This window comes from Streptomyces sp. KM273126 (assembly GCF_004337435.2).
Lineage (GTDB): Bacteria > Actinomycetota > Actinomycetes > Streptomycetales > Streptomycetaceae > Streptomyces > Streptomyces acidicola.
Window position 1 is genome coordinate 2,719,598 of sequence record NZ_SJXB02000001.1, and the last position, 18,134, is coordinate 2,737,731.

15 protein-coding genes are annotated in these 18,134 nt (G+C 69.2%); 11 read left to right on the top strand and 4 right to left on the bottom strand.

Annotated elements, in window-relative coordinates; genetic code table 11:
- The first annotated feature begins 331 nt into the window (after positions 1-331).
- From E0500_RS11710 to E0500_RS11720, 3 genes are all read left to right on the top strand, one after another.
- Positions 332-1,156, top strand: a complete 825-nt coding sequence (locus E0500_RS11710) for a helix-turn-helix transcriptional regulator (protein WP_131565057.1) — start codon at positions 332-334, stop codon at positions 1,154-1,156.
- Between the two features lie 156 nt (positions 1,157-1,312).
- Positions 1,313-2,773 carry an aldehyde dehydrogenase family protein gene (locus E0500_RS11715; RefSeq protein WP_131565059.1) on the top strand — a complete coding sequence of 487 codons (1,461 nt, stop codon included), beginning with the start codon at positions 1,313-1,315 and terminating at the stop codon, positions 2,771-2,773.
- A 373-nt stretch (positions 2,774-3,146) separates the two neighbouring features.
- Positions 3,147-3,788, top strand: coding sequence for a PadR family transcriptional regulator (locus tag E0500_RS11720; RefSeq protein WP_131565061.1), 642 nt, complete (start codon positions 3,147-3,149; stop codon positions 3,786-3,788).
- 67 nt (positions 3,789-3,855) lie between these two features.
- On the opposite strand, the gene E0500_RS11725 is transcribed toward E0500_RS11720, so the two are convergent.
- Entirely contained in the window at positions 3,856-5,280 is a 1,425-nt protein-coding gene (locus E0500_RS11725) for a glutamate decarboxylase (RefSeq protein WP_131565063.1), read from the bottom strand.
- A 95-nt stretch (positions 5,281-5,375) separates the two neighbouring features.
- Between E0500_RS11725 and E0500_RS11730 the strand changes: the two genes are divergently transcribed.
- A complete protein-coding gene (locus tag E0500_RS11730) occupies positions 5,376-6,137 on the top strand; it encodes a MerR family transcriptional regulator (protein WP_131565065.1) in 762 nt (253 codons plus the stop codon).
- Between the two features lie 75 nt (positions 6,138-6,212).
- Here E0500_RS11730 and E0500_RS11735 read toward each other — a convergent pair whose 3' ends face one another.
- The gene (locus E0500_RS11735) at positions 6,213-6,578 is read right to left on the bottom strand and encodes a YbjQ family protein (protein ID WP_131565067.1); all 366 of its coding nucleotides are present in this window, start codon (positions 6,576-6,578) and stop codon (positions 6,213-6,215) included.
- A 145-nt stretch (positions 6,579-6,723) separates the two neighbouring features.
- Between E0500_RS11735 and E0500_RS11740 the strand changes: the two genes are divergently transcribed.
- Positions 6,724-7,677 carry a VTT domain-containing protein gene (locus tag E0500_RS11740; protein WP_131565069.1) on the top strand — a complete coding sequence of 318 codons (954 nt, stop codon included), beginning with the start codon at positions 6,724-6,726 and terminating at the stop codon, positions 7,675-7,677.
- 116 nt (positions 7,678-7,793) lie between these two features.
- Here the strand turns inward: E0500_RS11740 and E0500_RS11745 are convergent, their stop codons facing one another.
- Positions 7,794-9,428, bottom strand: a complete 1,635-nt coding sequence (locus E0500_RS11745; protein ID WP_131565079.1) for a threonine/serine exporter ThrE family protein — start codon at positions 9,426-9,428, stop codon at positions 7,794-7,796.
- A gap of 156 nt (positions 9,429-9,584) precedes the next feature.
- Positions 9,585-10,076: an inorganic diphosphatase gene (locus E0500_RS11750; RefSeq protein WP_131565071.1), complete on the bottom strand. Its 492-nt coding sequence runs from the start codon at positions 10,074-10,076 to the stop codon at positions 9,585-9,587.
- A gap of 79 nt (positions 10,077-10,155) precedes the next feature.
- Between E0500_RS11750 and dacB the strand changes: the two genes are divergently transcribed.
- The 6 genes from dacB to folE all read left to right on the top strand — a co-directional run bounded on the left by dacB (position 10,156) and on the right by folE (position 18,122).
- Positions 10,156-11,715, top strand: coding sequence for a D-alanyl-D-alanine carboxypeptidase/D-alanyl-D-alanine-endopeptidase (gene dacB, locus E0500_RS11755; protein ID WP_181586959.1), 1,560 nt, complete (start codon positions 10,156-10,158; stop codon positions 11,713-11,715).
- Positions 11,716-12,014: 299 nt separating this feature from the next.
- The gene (locus E0500_RS11760; protein WP_131564159.1) at positions 12,015-13,139 is read left to right on the top strand and encodes a zinc-dependent metalloprotease; all 1,125 of its coding nucleotides are present in this window, start codon (positions 12,015-12,017) and stop codon (positions 13,137-13,139) included.
- A gap of 192 nt (positions 13,140-13,331) precedes the next feature.
- On the top strand, positions 13,332-14,510 hold the full coding sequence (gene tilS / locus E0500_RS11765) for a tRNA lysidine(34) synthetase TilS (protein WP_131564158.1): 1,179 nt from the start codon (positions 13,332-13,334) through the stop codon (positions 14,508-14,510).
- A 76-nt stretch (positions 14,511-14,586) separates the two neighbouring features.
- Positions 14,587-15,147 (top strand): hypoxanthine phosphoribosyltransferase, encoded by a 561-nt coding sequence (gene hpt, locus E0500_RS11770; RefSeq protein ID WP_131564164.1) that lies wholly within the window; start codon positions 14,587-14,589, stop codon positions 15,145-15,147.
- A 199-nt stretch (positions 15,148-15,346) separates the two neighbouring features.
- The gene (gene ftsH, locus E0500_RS11775; RefSeq protein WP_131564163.1) at positions 15,347-17,374 is read left to right on the top strand and encodes an ATP-dependent zinc metalloprotease FtsH; all 2,028 of its coding nucleotides are present in this window, start codon (positions 15,347-15,349) and stop codon (positions 17,372-17,374) included.
- 142 nt (positions 17,375-17,516) lie between these two features.
- Positions 17,517-18,122 carry a GTP cyclohydrolase I FolE gene (folE, locus tag E0500_RS11780; RefSeq protein WP_131564157.1) on the top strand — a complete coding sequence of 202 codons (606 nt, stop codon included), beginning with the start codon at positions 17,517-17,519 and terminating at the stop codon, positions 18,120-18,122.
- Positions 18,123-18,134: the final 12 nt, after the last annotated feature.

An 18,134-nucleotide genomic window follows, 5' to 3' on the forward strand; every position in this document is an offset into this window, starting at 1 on the left:
GTCTTCGCGGTCGTTGCGATGCAGCGGTGGCGCGGGACCATGGTTTCTGATGCGCAAGGCAGATGCAAGGGCAGATGCACGTGCACGCGCCTGAAATGGACCTGGAAGTACCGCTTCCTGCTTGTTTCTTCCGTCGTTCTTCTGTCGCCTTCTTCCCCCGCGGCGGACCCTGACCGATCCTTTCCCGTGGTCCGCGCTCTGAGACTTTCCATTTCTGTAACCGCACGAGTGCGGATCGAAGTGGTTTAGTGGCAGACTTCGGCCTCTGGAGACTTGGGGAGGCTGGACGAACGTGGGCGCCGGTGAATCAAGTGGGTCGGTGGTGAGACGCATGCTGCTGGGCTCGCATCTCAGGCGGTTGCGCGAGGCGCAGGGGATCACCCGCGAGAAGGCCGGGTACTCCATCAGGGCGTCGGAGTCGAAAATCAGCCGTATGGAGCTGGGGCGAGTGAGCTTCAAGGCGCGTGACGTCGAGGACCTGCTGACGTTGTACGGCGTCACGGACGATCAGGAGCGCGAGTCCCTCCTCTCCCTCGCCAAGGAAGCCAACGTCGCGGGCTGGTGGCACAGTTATTCGGACGTTCTCCCGAGCTGGTTCCCCACCTACGTCGGCCTGGAGGGCGCGGCCCACCTCATCCGGTCCTACGAAGTCCAGTTCGTCCACGGTCTGTTGCAGACCGAGGCCTACGCACACGCCGTCGTCGCCCGCGGGATGAAGGACGGCAGCGACGCCGAGATCGAAAAGCGTGTGGCCCTGCGCATGGAGCGCCAGAAGTACCTGTTCGCGCAGAACGCCCCCGAGTTCCACTGCGTCCTCGACGAGGCCGCGCTGCGCCGGCCGTACGGCGACCGCGAGGTGATGCGCGGTCAGCTCCAGCACCTCATCGACATCTCCGAGCGGCCGAACGTACGGCTCCAGGTCATGCCGTTCAGCTTCGGCGGGCACTCCGGCGAGAGTGGCGCCTTCACGGTGCTCAGCTTCCCCGAGTCCGACCTCTCCGACGTCGTCTACCTGGAGCAGCTCACCAGCGCGCTGTACCTGGACAAGGGCGAGGACGTCACCCAGTACGAGACGGCGCTGCGGCAGCTCCAGCACGACAGCCCGTCGCCGGAGGAGAGCCGCGATCTGCTCCGGGGACTGCTCCAGCTGTCCTGAAACCTTCACATGAAGGCTGTGGGCCTTCACAAGGTCTTTCGAGTTGTTCTCCAACTCCCTTGAAACGGAAGTACGATGACGTGTGATCACTTCGTGACGTAACTGATCGTGCGTGATCGGGCTGTCCGCCTCGGCTGTAAGGGATTGAGGGATCACATGTCGTCCTACTTCACCGATCTTGCTCAGCAGTACATCGGTGGTGAGTGGCGCCAGGGCACGGGCTCCTGGGACATCATCGACTTCAATCCGTACGACGGCGAGAAGCTCGCATCGATCACGATAGCCACGGCCGACGAGGTGGACGAGGCCTACAAGGCGGCCGCCGCCGCCCAGAAGGCCTGGGCCGAGACCAACGCCTACACGCGCCGCGCCGTCTTCGAGAAGGCCCTCCGCCTGGTCGAGGAGCGTGAGCAGGAGATCACCGAGGTGATCATCGCCGAGCTCGGCGGTACGCACCTGAAGGCGGGCTTCGAACTCCACCTCGTCAAGGAGTTCCTGCGCGAGTCGATCCAACTGGCGCTGCGTCCCGAGGGCCGCATCATCCCCTCGCCGACCGACGGCAAGGAGAACCGCCTCTACCGCGTGCCGGTGGGCGTCGTGGGCGTGATCAGCCCCTTCAACTTCCCGTTCCTGCTGTCGCTGAAGTCCGTGGCCCCCGCCCTCGCCCTCGGCAACGCGGTCGTCCTCAAGCCGCACCAGAACACCCCGATCACGGGCGGCACCCTGGTCGCGAAGATCCTTGAGGACGCGGGCCTGCCGGGCGGTCTGCTCAACGTCGTGGTCACCGACATCGCGGAGATCGGCGACGCCTTCATCGAGCACCCGATCCCGAAGGTCATCTCCTTCACCGGCTCCGACAAGGTCGGCCGCCACGTCGCCACCGTCTGCGCCTCGCACTTCAAGCGCTCGGTCCTCGAACTCGGCGGCAACAGCGCCCTGGTGGTCCTCGACGACGCGGACATCGACTACGCGGTCGACGCGGCCGTCTTCAGCCGGTACGTCCACCAGGGCCAGGTGTGCATGGCCGCCAACCGCGTGCTGGTGGACCGCTCCGTCGAGGCCGAGTTCACCGAGAAGTTCGTCGCCAAGGTCAGGACCCTGAAGGTCGGCGACCCGCGCGATCCGCAGACCGTCATCGGCCCGGTCATCAACTCCTCGCAGGCGGACTCCGTCTCGGGCACCGTCGAGCAGGCCATCGCCGAGGGCGCCACGGCGCTGGTGCACGGCACGACCACCGACAACCTGGTCCAGCCCTCCGTCCTCAAGGGCGTCCCCATCGACTCGCCCCTCCTGCGGCAGGAGGTTTTCGGCCCGGTCGCGTTCCTCATCCCGTTCGACGGCGAGGAGGACGCCGTACGCATCGTCAACGACACCCCGTACGGCCTCAGCGGCGCCGTCCACACCGGCGACATCGAGCGGGGTGTCTCCTTCGCCAAGCGGATCGACACCGGCATGTTCCACGTGAACGACGGCACCGTCCACGACGAGCCGCTCGTCCCCTTCGGCGGCGAGAAGTCCTCCGGCCTCGGCCGCCTCAACGGCGACACGACCATCGACGCCTTCACCACCCAGAAGTGGATCTCGGTCCAGCACGGGCGGAGTTTCTTCCCGTTCTGAGGACGGAACAGGGCTCCGGCCGGGCGGTGCCCCGGGGTTGCTGACTGCTCGCAGGGGAGCGCATACAAGGGCGATTTAGCTCGATCGTGCGATGGTCGGCTTCCGGGCTCGCGGCGTCCTGGGCTGTTCGGGCTACGGTGATCGTGCAGTCTGGGACGCCGGGTACGGCGCCGGCGTGCGGGGCCCCGCTCCACCGGAGTGATGGTTCGGGGCCTCCCCGCCGCCACTGGCCGAACCCATCTGGCCAGGCTGTCAGGGAACCGGCCTCCCGGGATCGGACCACGGACAGGGGGAGCGCCCAAGACCGTTCGGGGCGTGCGGCTGAGTAGACCCACTCCTGCTCAGTCCACAGGAACGGTTCTACGCTGGCCCCATGTCAGCGATCCGTCTCCTCGTGCTCGGCGCGGTGCGCCAGCACGGGCGGGCCCACGGCTACCAGGTGCGGAGCGATCTGGAGTACTGGGGCGCGCACGAGTGGTCCAACGCCAAGCCCGGCTCGATCTACCACGCCCTGAAACAGATGGCGAAGCAGGGGCTGCTGCACGCGCACGAGATCGCGCCCTCCACCGCCGGCGGACCGCCCCGCACCGAATACGAGATGACGGAGGCGGGCGACCAGGAGTACTTCACCCTGCTCCGGGAGTCCCTCACCGCGTACGACCAGAAACCGGACGTCCTCTCCGCCGCGCTCGGCTTCATGGTCGACCTCGACCGTGCCGAGGTGCTGCGGTTGCTGGCGGAGCGGGTGCGGACCATCGAGGAGTGGCGGAAGTCCGTCACCGAGTACTACACGCCGGAGGCGGGCCCCGAGTCGCTCGGCCACATCGGCGAGATCATGAACTTCTGGGTCCACTCCGCCGACACGGGCGCCGAGTGGACCCGGGAACTCATCGCCCGTGTCGAGGGCGGCGCGTACACGTTCGCGGGTGAGGGCGAGCCGTTCGTCGGCGTCCTGACGGAGGGCGCGGAGAACCCGTACGCGACGGGGGAGCGGCACCCCGGCGACGACCGCTGAGGCCGATGGCCGCGTGGTGCGCGCCCCCGGTGCCCCTCGGCGTCCCCCCTTGGTCCCCATGTGTCCCTCAGTGGTGGAAGCCGGTGGCCGCCTCCCTGTCGCGGATCAGCGGGTGCGGCTGGCGGCGCAGTTCGGGCAGCAGGCGGCCCAGGTCCTCCAGGAGCAGCTCGGCCAGGTCGGAGGAGAAGCCGTTGCGGCAGACCACCCGCAGCACGGACAGGTCCTCGCGGTTCGCCGGGAAGGTGTACGCGGGCACCAGCCAGCCGTGCTCGCGCAGCCGCCGGGACACGTCGAAGACGTCGTACGCGGTCACGTCCGGCGCGGTGGTGAAGGCGAACACGGGCAGCTCGTCGCCCCGGGTGAGGAGCCGGAAGTCGTCCATCGACCCGATACGGTCGGCGAGGCCCCGCGCCACGTCCCGTGTGGTCTGCTGCACCGCCCGGAAGCCCTCGCGGCCGAGCCGCAGGAACGTGTAGTACTGCGCGACCACCTGGGCGCCCGGACGCGAGAAGTTGAGCGCGAACGTCGGCATCTCGCCGCCCAGGTAGTTGACCCGGAAGACGAGGTCGTCGGGCAGCTCGGCGGCCGAGCGCCACAGCGCCCACCCCACGCCCGGATAGACGAGCCCGTACTTGTGCCCCGACGTGTTGATGGACACCACCCGCGGCAGCCGGAAGTCCCACAACAGGTCCTCGTCGAGGAAGGGCGCGATCATGGCTCCCGAGGCGCCGTCGACATGGACGGGCACATCCAGGCCTGTACGTTCCTGGAGCCGGTCCAGCGCCGCGCACAGCTCGGCGACCGGCTCGTACGACCCGTCGAAGGTCGACCCCATGATGCCGACGACCCCGATCGTGTTCTCGTCGCACAACTCGGCCGCGGCCTGTGGGTCGAGGTGGAACCGGTCGCCCTCCATGGGCACCTGACGGGACTCCACCTCCCAGAAGGTGCAGAACTTGTCCCAGCACACCTGCACGTTGACGCCCATCACGAGATTCGGGCGCACGTCCCTCGCGGGATACCGGTCGGCGTTCCGCCGCGCCCACCTCCGCTTGAGCGCCATCCCGGCGAGCATGCACGCCTCGCTGGACCCGGTCGTCGAACAGCCCACGACCGTCCCCGGATCGGGTGCGTGCCACAGGTCGGCGAGCATCGCCACGCACCGCCGCTCCAGTTCGGCCGTCTGCGGGTACTCGTCCTTGTCGATCATGTTCTTGTCCCGGCACTCGGCCAGCAGGACGTCGGCCTGCGGCTCCATCCAGGTGGTGACGAAGGTGGCCAGGTTCAGCCGCGCGTTGCCGTCGAGCATGAGTTCGTCGTGGACCAGCTGGTACGCCGTGGAAGGGGCCAGCGGAGCGTCCGGGAGCCGGTGCGTGGGCGGCGCCTCGGTCATGCCGCTGACCGGGTTGGCCTCCCCGTAGAAGGGGTTCACGCGCCGCGTGCGCCGGTCGCGCGCGCCGTCCTTGGCGAGGTCACCTCGGTGCAGGGGCATGCATCCGACGGTAAGTCCAGGGTGCCGGACTTGCACCTCACGCGGCGTGAGGGCCCAGGCTGAAGCGCGTACCGAAAAGAAGGGAGCGGACGGCTATGAGCTACTCCGTGGGACAGGTCGCCGGTTTCGCCGGGGTCACGGTGCGCACCCTGCACCACTACGACGACATCGGCCTGCTCGTCCCGAGCGAGCGCAGCCACGCGGGCCACCGGCGCTACGGCGACGCCGACCTCGACCGGCTGCAGCAGATCCTGTTCTACCGGGAGCTCGGCTTTCCGCTCGACGAGGTCGCCGCCCTGCTCGACGACCCGGACACGGACCCGCGCGCGCACCTGCGCCGGCAGCACGAACTGCTGACCGCCCGGATCGAGAAGCTGCAGAAGATGGCCGCGGCCGTGGAACAGGCCATGGAGGCACGCAAGATGGGAATCAATCTCACCCCCGAGGAGAGGTTCGAGGTCTTCGGGGACAAGGACCCGGAACAGTACGCCGAGGAGGCGGAGCAGCGCTGGGGCGGCACCGAGGCATACGCCGAGACGCAGCGCCGCGCCGCCTCGTACACCAAGGACGACTGGAAACGCATGCAGGCCGAGGTGGCCGACTGGGGCGAGCGCTACACCGCCCTGATGGCCGCCGGCGAGCCGCCGGCCGGCAAGGCGGCCATGGACATGGCCGAGGAGCACCGGCAGCACATCTGTGGGTGGTTCTACGACTGTCCGTACGACATGCACATCGGTCTCGCCGAGATGTATGTCTCCGACGAGCGTTTCAAGGCGTTCTACGACTCCATGCGCCCGGGCCTCGCCGAGCACCTCAAGGAGGCCATCACGGCGAACGCGGCCCGGCACGGAGCCTGACACGCAGGTAAGGGGCGCCCACATAGAAGGGCGCCCCTTACTCACTCGTTGTTCACTCGTTCTTCTGTGCCCGGCCTACTCCGGCGCGATCACGCACGCAGTCCCGTACGCGCACACCTCCGTGCCCACGTCGGCCGCATCCGTGACGTCGAAGCGGAACATGAGTACGGCGTTGGCGCCACGCGCGCGTGCCTGCTCCACGAGGCGTTCCATGGCCTGGTTGCGGGTTTCAACGAGCGTCTTGGTGAGCCCTTTGAGTTCGCCGCCGACCAACGACTTCAGACCGGCGCCGATCTGGCTCCCCACATGCCGGGAGCGGACCGTCAGCCCGAAGACCTCGCCGATGACCTGCTGGACCCGGTGTCCGGGTACGTCGTTCGTCGTCACGACCAGGACGTCCGACTGGGGACGCTGGCCACCGCCGTAATCATCGATGCCCATGGCCCACAGCTTTGTCCCAACGGGGGCACAGTGCATCCTGAAGGAGACGGTGGAACCTGGCGAGGGCGCCTTCCGTTGATAACTTTGGTCAGCTGTACGCCGTAATACGCCTCGTACTACGCCTCATCCCACAGGAGCCCGGAACGTGACGACGCTTGCTCTCGGACCAAGTTGGTTGGATCCGAACTACCTGCTCGACACGTTCGGTATCTGGGGCCTGCTCCTGATCGTGTTCGCCGAGTCGGGCCTGCTCATCGGCTTCTTCCTGCCCGGCGACTCGCTGCTGTTCACGGCGGGCATGCTGATCACGTCGAAGACGCTGGATTTCCCGCTGTGGCTGGCCATCGTGCTGATCTGCATCGCCGCGATCGTGGGCGACCAGGTGGGCTACATGTTCGGCAAGAAGGTGGGCCCCGCGCTCTTCACGCGGCCGGACTCACGCCTGTTCAAGCAGGAGAACGTCACCAAGGCCCACGAGTTCTTCGAGAAGCACGGCCCGAAGTCCCTGGTCCTGGCCCGCTTCGTGCCCATCGTGCGCACGTTCACGCCGATCATCGCCGGCGTCAGCGGCATGCGGTACCGCACGTTCCTGATCTACAACATCGTCGGCGGCATCCTCTGGGGCGCCGGCGTCACCCTGCTGGGCTCCTGGCTCGGCAGCATCGAGTTCGTCCGTACGAACATCGAGGCGATCCTGATCCTGATCGTCTTCCTCTCGGTCGTCCCGATCATCATCGAGCTCCTGAAGGCCCGTAAGGCCAAGAAGAACCAGCCGCCCGCCCAGCACCAGGCTCCGGTCCCGCCGGTGATGGACGACGCGACGACCCAGTTGCGCCGAGTGCCGCAGGCCGAGCCCCAGCCGTACGGCAACCACCAGCCCCAGCAGCCGTATGCCAACCAGCAGCCCCAGCAGCCGTACGGCAATCAGCAGCCCCAGCAGCCGTACGGCAATCAGCAGCCCCAGCAGCCGTACGGCTACCAGCAGGACCAGCCGTACGCACAGCAGGGCCAGCAGTACCCGCAACAGGGCCAGCAGCCCCAGCAGTACCCGCAGCAACAGCAGCAGTACCCGTACGGCCAGAACTACCCACAGAACTGAACGGCCAAGGTGCACCCCGCGTCCTTTAAGGGGCGCGGGGAACTGCGCGACAAGCCACAACAAACCCGCAGCCGCCAAACGCACCGAAACGCACCGAGCTACCAGGCGCCCCCGGTTCAGAACCCCCGCGTCCGCTTAGCCGCCCGCCGCCCCTCGGCGGAGCCGACCCGCAGGAACAACCGCGAGATCTCCGACCCGAGGTTCACCCCGATCGCGATGGCCATGGCCAGCGCCGCGGCCTTGGTCAGGCCCACGAGACCCCGGTCCACGTCGTTCTGGGCGAACGCGAGCAGCCCGAAATACGTGGCGGAACCCGGCAACAGGGGCCCGATCGCCGCCGTCGTGTACGGCAGCGCGGAGGCGAACCGGTACCGGGACAGCAACTGCCCGAACAGCCCCACGAGCCCCGCCGCGACGGCCGTGGAGGCCACCGGCGAGATCCCGCCCACGTAGTGCATCGCGCCGTACACCACCCACGCCACGCCCCCGTTGAGCGTCACCAGCAGCACGGTGGAACGTTCCTGCTGGAGCAGTATCGCGAACGTGAGCGCGAGCAGCATGGCGGCGCCGGTCTGCCAGAGGGGCCGCCCGTCGGTCCCCGACGGCGCCCCGTCCGGACTCAGCTCGGCGCCCAACTGGACGCCGAAATAGAGCACGAGCAGCACGCCGACGACGATGCCGACGTACAGGTACATGACCTCCAGGAGCCGCGCGGACGCGGTGATGTAGAAGCCGGTCAGTCCGTCCTGCACGCCCGCCACCAGGGCGCGTCCCGGCAGCAGCGCGAACAGCCCACCGGTGATCACCGCGGACGCCTTCACGTCCACGCCGGCGAGGGTGAGCGCGATCCCGATCGCGGCGGGCGGCATCGCGGCCACCGTGAACTGGTAGAACTCCGGCAGCCCGCGTCCCGCGCACAGCCACGCCAGCCGGTCGCCGAGCATCGCGCCCAGCGCGGCCGCGACGAACACGATCACATCACCGCCGACCAGGACGCTGGCCGCGCCCGCGAGGAGCCCGCTGGAGCCGGTCAGCACCCAGCCGGGGTACGGGTGCCGGTTGCGCCGGATCTCCGCGAGCCGCCCGTACGCCTCCTCCAGGGAGACCGCGGTCTCCGGGTCGCTCAGGTCGTCGACCAGCCGGAAGACGGCCGCGAGCCGTGTGTAGTCGGTGGCCCGGCGGCGCACGGTCCGTGACGCGGTCACGGGGTCGTCCACCAGGGACGGCTGGTACGAGATCGACAGCAGTGTGAACGTGACGTTCGGCTCGCACCGGTCGAGCCCGTACGACCGGCAGACGGCGAACATCGCCGCCTCCACGTCCTCGGCGCCCTCACCGCCCGCGAGCAGCAGTTCCCCGATGCGGAGGGTGAGGTCGAGCACGCGCGGGATGGCGGGCCCCGGCTCGTCCTCCGCCTTGTGCACGGATTCGGGAGCCGGCCGGTCGGCCACCGGCATGCGCAGCATCGTGCGCATCCGGTCCTGCCAGGGCTGCTCCTTGGTCAGCCTGATCACGGGGATCCCGGACGGCGGGGTGAAGTGGGGCGGGGCATGCCCGGAGCTGTAGGTGCTCGGCGGGCTGAAGGCCGAACCCTCGGGCTCGGCGGCCACGGGCGCCACGTCCAGCCCCACGGGAATCGCGAACTCGGATGTGGTCCCCGACTCCCCGTCGGCCGCCGCACCCCCCGTCGGTTGCACGAACCCACTCCGTGCCGCATCCGACCGCGGCTTACGGTCCTCCGCGTACGTCACCGTCGCGCCCCTTCTCACGACATCTCCGGCGCCGCTCCCGCGAACGCCTTCCCTTCTCCGGCCCCAGTATGCGTACCGGCAGACCGCTGACACACCAACGGGCCGCCCGTTCCCCGTCGGGGATCGGGCGGCCCGTTGGGAAGAGCCCGGGCGTCGTCAGTGCCCGCCCTGCTCCTCGAAGCGCTTGTACGACCGCTCGATCTCCGTCTCGGCCTCCGTGCGGCCCACCCAGTTGGCGCCCTCGACGGACTTGCCGGGCTCCAGGTCCTTGTAGACCTCGAAGAAGTGCTGGATCTCCAGGCGGTCGAACTCGGAGACGTGGTGGATGTCCCGCAGGTGCTCCACGCGCGGGTCGGACGCCGGGACGCACAGCAGCTTGTCGTCGCCGCCGGCCTCGTCCGTCATACGGAACATGCCGATGGCGCGGCACTTGATGAGGCAGCCCGGGAAGGTCGGCTCCTCCAGGATGACCAGCGCGTCCAGCGGGTCGCCGTCCTCGCCGAGGGTGTTCTCGACGAAGCCGTAGTCGGCCGGGTAGCTGGTCGAGGTGAAGAGACGCCGGTCCAGGCGGATCCGACCGGTCTCGTGGTCCACCTCGTACTTGTTGCGCGAACCCTTCGGGATCTCGATCGTGACGTCGAACTCCACCGGTGGCTCCTCCATGATCAACACATAGTTCTGGTGGTTAAGTGTCCCTCACGCAGGTGTGTGGTCGCGAAAGGGGCTGGTGGTAATGCCGGAGCCGAAGGTCTGGCGAGCCGCGAGGCCGTATGCGGTGCGGATCGCACGCGCCGCGAAACCACGCGTCGTAAGCGCCGGGCGAGCCGTCGTACAGGGCACACGAGCCGTCGCGACGCGCTCCATGAAGCTCACGACCCTCCAGCTCACCGCCGGTGCGGCCACGTTCGGCCTGGCCCTGTCGGCCGGGGCGGTGGCCACGGCCGGTCCCTGGGACTCCTCGGGTCAGCGTACGGCCGAGCGGGACTGGGCAGCATCGCGCGATCACGAGGGTGGCGCAGATCACGCCCGTGATTCCGGTAACGCCGCGGGGGCGCCCGAGGCGGCCCCGAGCGCGCCCCCCGTACTGACGGGCCTCGGCAACTCGATGCCCGCGCCCACAAAGCAGGCGCTCGCCGACGTCCTCACTCCCCTCCTGCGCGCCCCCGCGCTGGGCTCCCGCAGTACGGCAGCGGTCGTCGACGTCACGACCGGGGAGATGCTCTACGGCTCCGGCGCGGACGACGCCCTCACCCCCGCCTCCACCACGAAGATCGCCACCGCCGCCGCCGCGCTCTCGGCGGCCGGCCCCGGCCACCGCATCGCAACGCGGACCGTGCTGAACCCCGGCTCCAAGGAGGTGGTCCTGGTCGGCGGCGGCGACCCCACCCTTACGGCCCACGAGGAGGCGAACGGTTACGCCTCCCTGCGCACCCTCGCCGCCGACACGGCCGCCGCTCTGAAGAAGCGCGGCGTGGACGAGGTGGCGCTCTCGTACGACACCTCGCTGTACAGCGGCCCCGCCCTGCACCCCATCGGGGTGAACCCCAACCTCGCGCCCGTCAGCGCCCTGATGGTCGACGAGGCCCGCCGCGACGGCTCCTCCAGCGGCCCGGCGGACCGCGGCACGGACCCGGCGGCGGACGCGGCCGACGCGTTCGCGAAGCTGCTCGCGGACCAGGGCGTCAGGACGAAGTCCGCCGCTCCCGTGAAGGCCTCCGGAACGGCGGACCCCCTCGCCACGGTCGAGTCCCCGCCCCTGTCCACCCTGGTCGAACGCATGCTGACCAACAGCGACAACGACATCGCCGAGGCCCTCGCCCGCCAGACGGCACTCGCCGCGGGCGAGCCGGCCAGCTTCGAGGGCGCCGAGACGGCGATCCGCACCGAACTGGACCGGCTCGGCCTCCCACTGGACGGCGCCCGCTTCGCCGACGGCAGCGGTCTGAACCGCGACGACCGCCTGACGGCAGGCTTCCTCACCGCCCTCCTCGCCAAGGCGGCCTCCCCGGCCCACCCCGCACTCCGCCCGGTCCTCACCGGCCTCCCCGTGGCCGGCTTCACGGGCACCCTGCGCACCCGCTACGCCGACGACGTACCCGGCACCGGCGTCGTACGGGCCAAAACAGGCACCCTGACCGGCGTGAACACCCTCGCAGGCACAGTCGTCGACACCGACGGCCGCCTCCTGGCCTTCGCCTTCATGGCAACAGAAACAGCGGACCCCGCAGGCGCCCAAAAGGCCCTGGACAACACGGCCTCGACCCTGGCGACTTGCGGCTGCCGCTGAACGGAGGGGGAGGGAGCCGGAGGCCCCAAGGGGCGCGGGGAACTGCGCGACCAGCCACAGGCGACCCGCAGCCGCAATGGACAGCACCACCCACGCACCCAAAGGGGCGCGGGGCGGTGACATCGTGCGGCTCCGCCGCGTGGGCGCGACAAGCCACACACGACCCGCAGCTTCAAACCGGCAGCACCCCCACCCACCCCCCGGCCAAGCCACACCCACCCGCACACACAAAACCCCAGCACCCCCCACCCACCTCTCACAGCCTGCCCCCAGCGGCAGCGCTCCCGTACGGTTGATTCATGACGCGCATCGGTGGTGCCGAGATGGTCGACTGGAATCTCGCGGTGGCGACCGCGACCCGGCTCGTGCGGCCGGGCCCCGAGGTGAGCCGCGACGAGGCCAGGGCCGTCGTCGCCGAGCTGCGCCGACACGCCAGGGCCTCGGAGGAACACGTCCGGGGCTTCACTCGTATGGGCACCGAGACGGCCCACGACACCCCCGTCCTCGTCGTCGACCGCCCGGGCTGGGTCCGGGCGAACGTCGCCGGGTTCCGGGAACTCCTCAAACCGCTGCTCGACAAGATGCAGGAACGCCGCAGCGGCACCCCCGGCGGCGCGGTCCTTGGCGCCGTCGGCGGCAAGGTCACCGGCGTGGAACTCGGCATGCTGCTGTCGTTCCTCGCCTCCCGCGTCCTCGGCCAGTACGAGACCTTCGCCCCCGCGACCCGCGAACTCCCGGCGGGTGCGAACGGCGGCGGACGGCTGCTGCTGGTCGCGCCGAACATCGTCCACGTGGAGCGGGAACTCGACGTGGAGCCCCACGACTTCCGTCTCTGGGTGTGTCTGCACGAGGAGACGCACCGCACGCAGTTCACGGCGGTGCCCTGGCTGCGTGACCACCTGGAGGGCGAGATCCAGTCGTTCCTGGGGGAGACCGAGATGGACCCCATGACCGTCCTGGAGCGCATCCGGGAGGCCGCACAGTCGCTCGCCGGCGGACGCCCCGAGGGCGAGGAGGGCGACGACTCGCGGTCCATCGTGGAACTCGTCCAGACGCCCGCGCAGCGCGAGATCCTCGGCCGCCTCACCGCGGTCATGTCCCTGCTGGAGGGCCACGCGGACTTCGTGATGGACGGCGTGGGCCCGGATGTCGTGCCGTCGGTGCGCGAGATCCGCGAGAAGTTCCAGCAACGACGCGCCCGCGGCGCCTCGCGTCTGGATCTCGCCCTGCGCAAGCTGCTGGGTCTGGACGCCAAACTCAGGCAGTACAAGGACGGCGAACGGTTCGTACGGTCCGTCGTCGAACAGGTCGGCGTGGACGGATTCAACCGCGTGTGGACCTCCCCGAACACCCTGCCGACCAAGGCGGAGATCGCCAAACCGGCGGACTGGGTCGCGCGGGTGCACCGGAAGTCGGAAGCGTGAGGCTCACGGGGAAGACGTGACACGAATTCGGTCGACGGCAGGCAAACGCCCTCGCAATCACTCGTCCGAGGGAGCGTGAGCGAAGGGCAGGCGTGCAATGCTCGGGGAACGGCCCGTTTCTGTCACCATCTACACACTCTGAGTGACCGACTTCGGGCTCACCCCCCGACAACTTCATGAAGGGCACCGGACATGGGTCCCCATCCTGCGGTCGCGGCGATACGCCTGGCGGTCCGCCGCGTTCTCCACGACCTCCTGACCGAACACCACACCGACACCGACGCCGTCCGCGCCGTACCCGCCCTCCGCGCCGGCGGGACCTCCGACGGCACCGACGCACCGGCACGCACCCGCGCCGCGCGTCCCGACGCCATGACTCGCGACACCGCCGACGCCGGCTCGCGACCGCGCTCGGGCCGGGACACCCTCGTATCCCCGACCGTATCCCCGCCCCTGTCCCCGCCGCTCGTCCTCGTGGCGTGCTCGGGTGGCGCCGACTCCATGGCGCTCGCGTCCGCCCTCGCCTTCGAAGCGCCCAGGCTCGGCGTCCGCGCCGGCGGCGTCACCGTCGACCACGCCCTGCAGCCCGGCTCCGACCTGCGCGCCGCCGAGGTCGTCCTGCGGCTGCGCGAGCTCGGCCTCGACCCCGTCGAGTCCGTCGCCGTGGCGGTCGGCCGCGACGGCGGCCCCGAGGCCGCCGCCCGAGACGCGCGCTACACCGCGCTGGACGCCGTCGCCGAACGCCACGGCGCCGCCGCCGTCCTGCTCGGCCACACCCGCGACGACCAGGCCGAGACGGTGCTGCTCGGCCTCGCCCGCGGCTCCGGCATCCGCTCCCTGTCCGGTATGGCCGCGGTCTCGGGGGCCGGCGGCCGCTACCGCCGCCCCTTCCTCCACATCGACCGGCAGACCGCCCGCAAGGCCTGCATGGTCCAGTCCCTCCCCGTCTGGGACGACCCCCACAACACCGACCCCGCCTACACCCGCTCCCGGCTGCGCCACGAGGGCCTGCCCGCCCTGGAGAAGGCGCTCGGCAAGGGCGTCGTGGAAGCCCTGGCCCGCACGGCCCAGCTGTCGCGTGACGACGCCGACGCCCTCGACGCCTGGGCCCGCCGGGCCGAGCCCTCCGTACGCGACGCGTCCGGCGTCCTGGAGTGCGCCAAGCTGTACGCCCTGCCCCGCGCCGTCCGCCGCCGCATCCTGCGCCGCGCCGCCATCGAGGCCGGGGCTCCGGCCGGCTCGCTGTTCGCCCGCCACATCGAGGAGATCGACCGGCTGATCACCGGCTGGCGCGGACAGGGAGCCATCAACCTGCCGGGCAAGGTAGTCGCCCGGAGGCAGGGTGGCAGACTGGTGATTCGGCAAGGCTGAAAAACACACTCCTCTCGGGAGGTGTCGGGTCCCCCTTCGGGGAGAGGCCGTTCAGCCGGTGGGACGACCGAAAGTGATGCGGGTGGACGCGAAAGACATGGGTGCTGACCTCCAGCAGGTACTCATCACCAAGGAAGAGATCGACGCGAAGCTGGCCGAGCTGGCCGCGAAGATCGACGCGGAGTACGCGGGCAAGGACCTGCTGATCGTCGGAGTCCTCAAGGGCGCCGTCATGGTCATGGCGGACCTCGCCCGGGCGCTGTCCACCCCCCTCACCATGGACTGGATGGCGGTGTCCTCGTACGGCGCGGGCACCCAGTCCTCCGGCGTGGTGCGGATCCTCAAGGACCTCGACACCGACATCAAGGGCAGGGACGTCCTCATCGTCGAGGACATCATCGACTCCGGCCTGACCCTCTCCTGGCTGATCTCCAACCTCGGCTCGCGCGAGCCCGCCTCCTTGAAGGTGTGCACCCTGCTGCGCAAGCCGGACGCGGCCAAGGTCGCGATCGACGTCGAGTGGGTCGGCTTCGACATTCCCAACGAGTTTGTCGTGGGATACGGCCTCGACTACGCCGAGAAGTACCGCAATCTCCCGTTCGTGGGTACGCTCGCGCCTCACGTTTACGGCGGCTGAAAAGTCCTTGTCACGGGGGCTGCGGGCCCCTGTGGGACGCTCGGGAACCCCAGCGGGTCTCGCGCCGTTGGAGCATGCAGAGACGGGATTGTCAGCCGTCCCGTGCGACTTCGGGTGACAATGCTGGGGTACCGTCCGAAGAACAGTCTTTATCAAACTCACTATGGCAGGAGGGACGGGGCGGCACCGCTCCGTATGGATGGACGTGAAGCGATACTTCCGTGGGCCGGTCATGTGGATCGTGCTGGCCGTCCTTGCCGTGGTCGTGTTGATGCAGGTCGTCGGCTCGTCCGGCGGCTACAAGACGGTGGACACCGGCCAGGTCGTCCAGGCGATCAATCAGGACAAGGTCAAGTCGGCCAAGCTCACCACCGGCGACGAGCAGATCATCAAGGTCGAGCTCAAGGACGGTCAGAAGGTCGAGGACAGCTCGAAGATCCAGGCGAGCTACATCGGCGACCAGGGCGTCAGCCTTGCCACCACGCTGCAGGACAAGTACCAGACCAAGCGGATCCCGGACGGCTACACCGTGTCGCCGTCCAAGCAGAACCCGTTCGTCGGGATCCTGCTCTCGCTGCTCCCCTTCGTCCTCATCGTGGTCGTCTTCCTGTTCCTGATGAACCAGATGCAGGGCGGCGGCTCCCGAGTGATGAACTTCGGGAAGTCCAAGGCGAAGCTCATCACCAAGGACACCCCCAAGACGACGTTCTCGGACGTCGCGGGCTCGGACGAGGCGGTCGAGGAACTCCAGGAGATCAAGGAGTTCCTCCAGGAGCCCGCCAAGTTCCAGGCGGTCGGGGCGAAGATCCCCAAGGGCGTGCTGCTCTACGGCCCGCCCGGTACGGGCAAGACGCTGCTCGCGCGCGCCGTCGCGGGCGAGGCCGGCGTCCCCTTCTACTCGATCTCCGGTTCCGACTTCGTCGAGATGTTCGTCGGTGTCGGTGCCTCCCGTGTCCGTGACCTGTTCGAGCAGGCCAAGGCGAACGCCCCGGCGATCGTCTTCGTCGACGAGATCGACGCGGTCGGCCGCCACCGCGGCGCCGGCCTCGGCGGCGGTCACGACGAGCGCGAGCAGACCCTGAACCAGCTGCTCGTCGAGATGGACGGCTTCGACGTGAAGGGCGGCGTCATCCTGATCGCCGCCACGAACCGCCCGGACATCCTCGACCCGGCCCTCCTGCGCCCCGGCCGCTTCGACCGCCAGATCGCGGTCGACCGCCCGGACATGCAGGGCCGTCTGGAGATCCTCAAGGTCCACCAGAAGGGCAAGCCGGTCGCCCCGGACGTCGACCTGTCGGCGGTCGCCCGCCGCACGCCCGGCTTCACGGGTGCCGATCTGTCCAACGTCCTGAACGAGGCCGCGCTCCTCACGGCCCGCAGCGACAAGAAGCTGATCGACAACCAGATGCTGGACGAGGCCATCGACCGCGTCGTGGCGGGCCCGCAGAAGCGGACCCGGATCATGTCGGACAAGGAGAAGAAGATCACCGCGTACCACGAGGGCGGTCACGCCCTGGTCGCGGCGGCCTCACCGAACTCCGACCCGGTCCACAAGATCACGATCCTGTCCCGCGGCCGCGCCCTCGGCTACACGATGGTGCTCCCGGACGAGGACAAGTACTCGACCACGCGCAACGAGATGCTGGACCAGCTGGCCTACATGCTGGGCGGCCGCGCGGCCGAGGAACTGGTCTTCCACGACCCGACGACGGGCGCCGCGAACGACATCGAGAAGGCCACGGCCACGGCCCGCGCGATGGTCACGCAGTACGGCATGACCGAGCGTCTCGGCGCGATCAAGTTCGGCGGCGACAACACCGAGCCGTTCCTCGGACGTGAGATGGCTCACCAGCGCGACTACTCGGAAGAGGTCGCCGCGCTCGTCGACGAAGAGGTCAAGAAGCTCATCGAGACCGCGCACAACGAGGCCTGGGAGATCCTGGTCGAGAACCGCGACGTCCTCGACAACCTGGTGCTCGCGCTGCTGGAGAAGGAGACGCTGGGCAAGGAGGAGATCGCCGAGGTCTTCGCCACCATCGTCAAGCGCCCGCCGCGCCCGGCGTGGACCGGCTCGTCCCGCCGGACCCCGTCCACCCGCCCGCCGGTGCTCTCCCCGAAGGAGCTCGCGCTGACGAACGGGGTGAACGGCGCGACGCCGGCGATCACCGGCGCCGCGGAGTCCGTCCCCGCGAAGGAGACCGCCCCGGAGGACCGCTCGGAGAGCTGATCCCACGACGGTTTTCGGCCTACCAGGCCCGGAATGATTGCCGCGCCCCCCAGGTTCTAGCCTGGGGGGCGCGGCAATTTCGTATGCCCGTATATGCGACGCGTGATCCGTACGCGTCGAAGGCACAGGAACGAGGCACCAGATGACCGACCCCGTGACGCTGGACGGTGAGGGCACGATCGGCGAGTTCGACGAGAAACGCGCCGAGAACGCCGTGCGGGAGCTGCTGATCGCGGTCGGCGAGGACCCGGACCGGGAGGGCCTCAGGGAGACGCCGGGGCGGGTGGCCCGGGCGTATCGGGAGCTTTTGGCGGGGTTGAGGCAGACGCCCGAGGAGGTTCTGACGACGACGTTCGATCTGGGGCACGACGAGATGGTCCTGGTGAAGGACATTGAAATCGTATCTTTGTGCGAGCATCATCTTCTGCCGTTCCACGGAGTGGCCCACGTCGGTTACATCCCGGCCGACAGCGGAAAGATCACCGGGTTGTCGAAGCTGGCCCGTCTCGTTGAGGTGTTCGCCCGACGGCCGCAGGTGCAGGAACGACTCACCACGCAGATCGCCGACTCGCTCATGCGCATCCTGGAGGCGCGCGGGGCGATCGTGGTCATCGAGGCCGAGCACATGTGCATGTCCGTGCGGGGTATCCGCAAGCCGGGTGCCAAGACCACCACGTCGGCGGTCCGCGGCCAGCTCCGGGATGCCACGACCCGTGCCGAGGCGATGAGCCTGATACTGGCCCGCTGAGCCGGTGGGAGA

Bases quoted from the DNA above. Each gene is read 5' to 3' on its own strand.
- E0500_RS11710 (WP_131565057.1), top strand. From the start codon at position 332: ATGCTGCTGGGCTCGCATCTCAGGCGGTTGCGCGAGGCGCAGGGGATC.
- E0500_RS11715 (WP_131565059.1), top strand. From the start codon at position 1,313: ATGTCGTCCTACTTCACCGATCTTGCTCAGCAGTACATCGGTGGTGAG.
- E0500_RS11720 (WP_131565061.1), top strand. From the start codon at position 3,147: ATGTCAGCGATCCGTCTCCTCGTGCTCGGCGCGGTGCGCCAGCACGGG.
- E0500_RS11725 (WP_131565063.1), bottom strand. From the start codon at position 5,280: ATGCCCCTGCACCGAGGTGACCTCGCCAAGGACGGCGCGCGCGACCGG.
- E0500_RS11730 (WP_131565065.1), top strand. From the start codon at position 5,376: ATGAGCTACTCCGTGGGACAGGTCGCCGGTTTCGCCGGGGTCACGGTG.
- E0500_RS11735 (WP_131565067.1), bottom strand. From the start codon at position 6,578: ATGGGCATCGATGATTACGGCGGTGGCCAGCGTCCCCAGTCGGACGTC.
- E0500_RS11760 (WP_131564159.1), top strand. From the start codon at position 12,015: ATGACGCGCATCGGTGGTGCCGAGATGGTCGACTGGAATCTCGCGGTG.
- tilS (WP_131564158.1), top strand. From the start codon at position 13,332: ATGGGTCCCCATCCTGCGGTCGCGGCGATACGCCTGGCGGTCCGCCGC.
- hpt (WP_131564164.1), top strand. From the start codon at position 14,587: ATGCGGGTGGACGCGAAAGACATGGGTGCTGACCTCCAGCAGGTACTC.
- ftsH (WP_131564163.1), top strand. From the start codon at position 15,347: ATGGACGTGAAGCGATACTTCCGTGGGCCGGTCATGTGGATCGTGCTG.
- folE (WP_131564157.1), top strand. From the start codon at position 17,517: ATGACCGACCCCGTGACGCTGGACGGTGAGGGCACGATCGGCGAGTTC.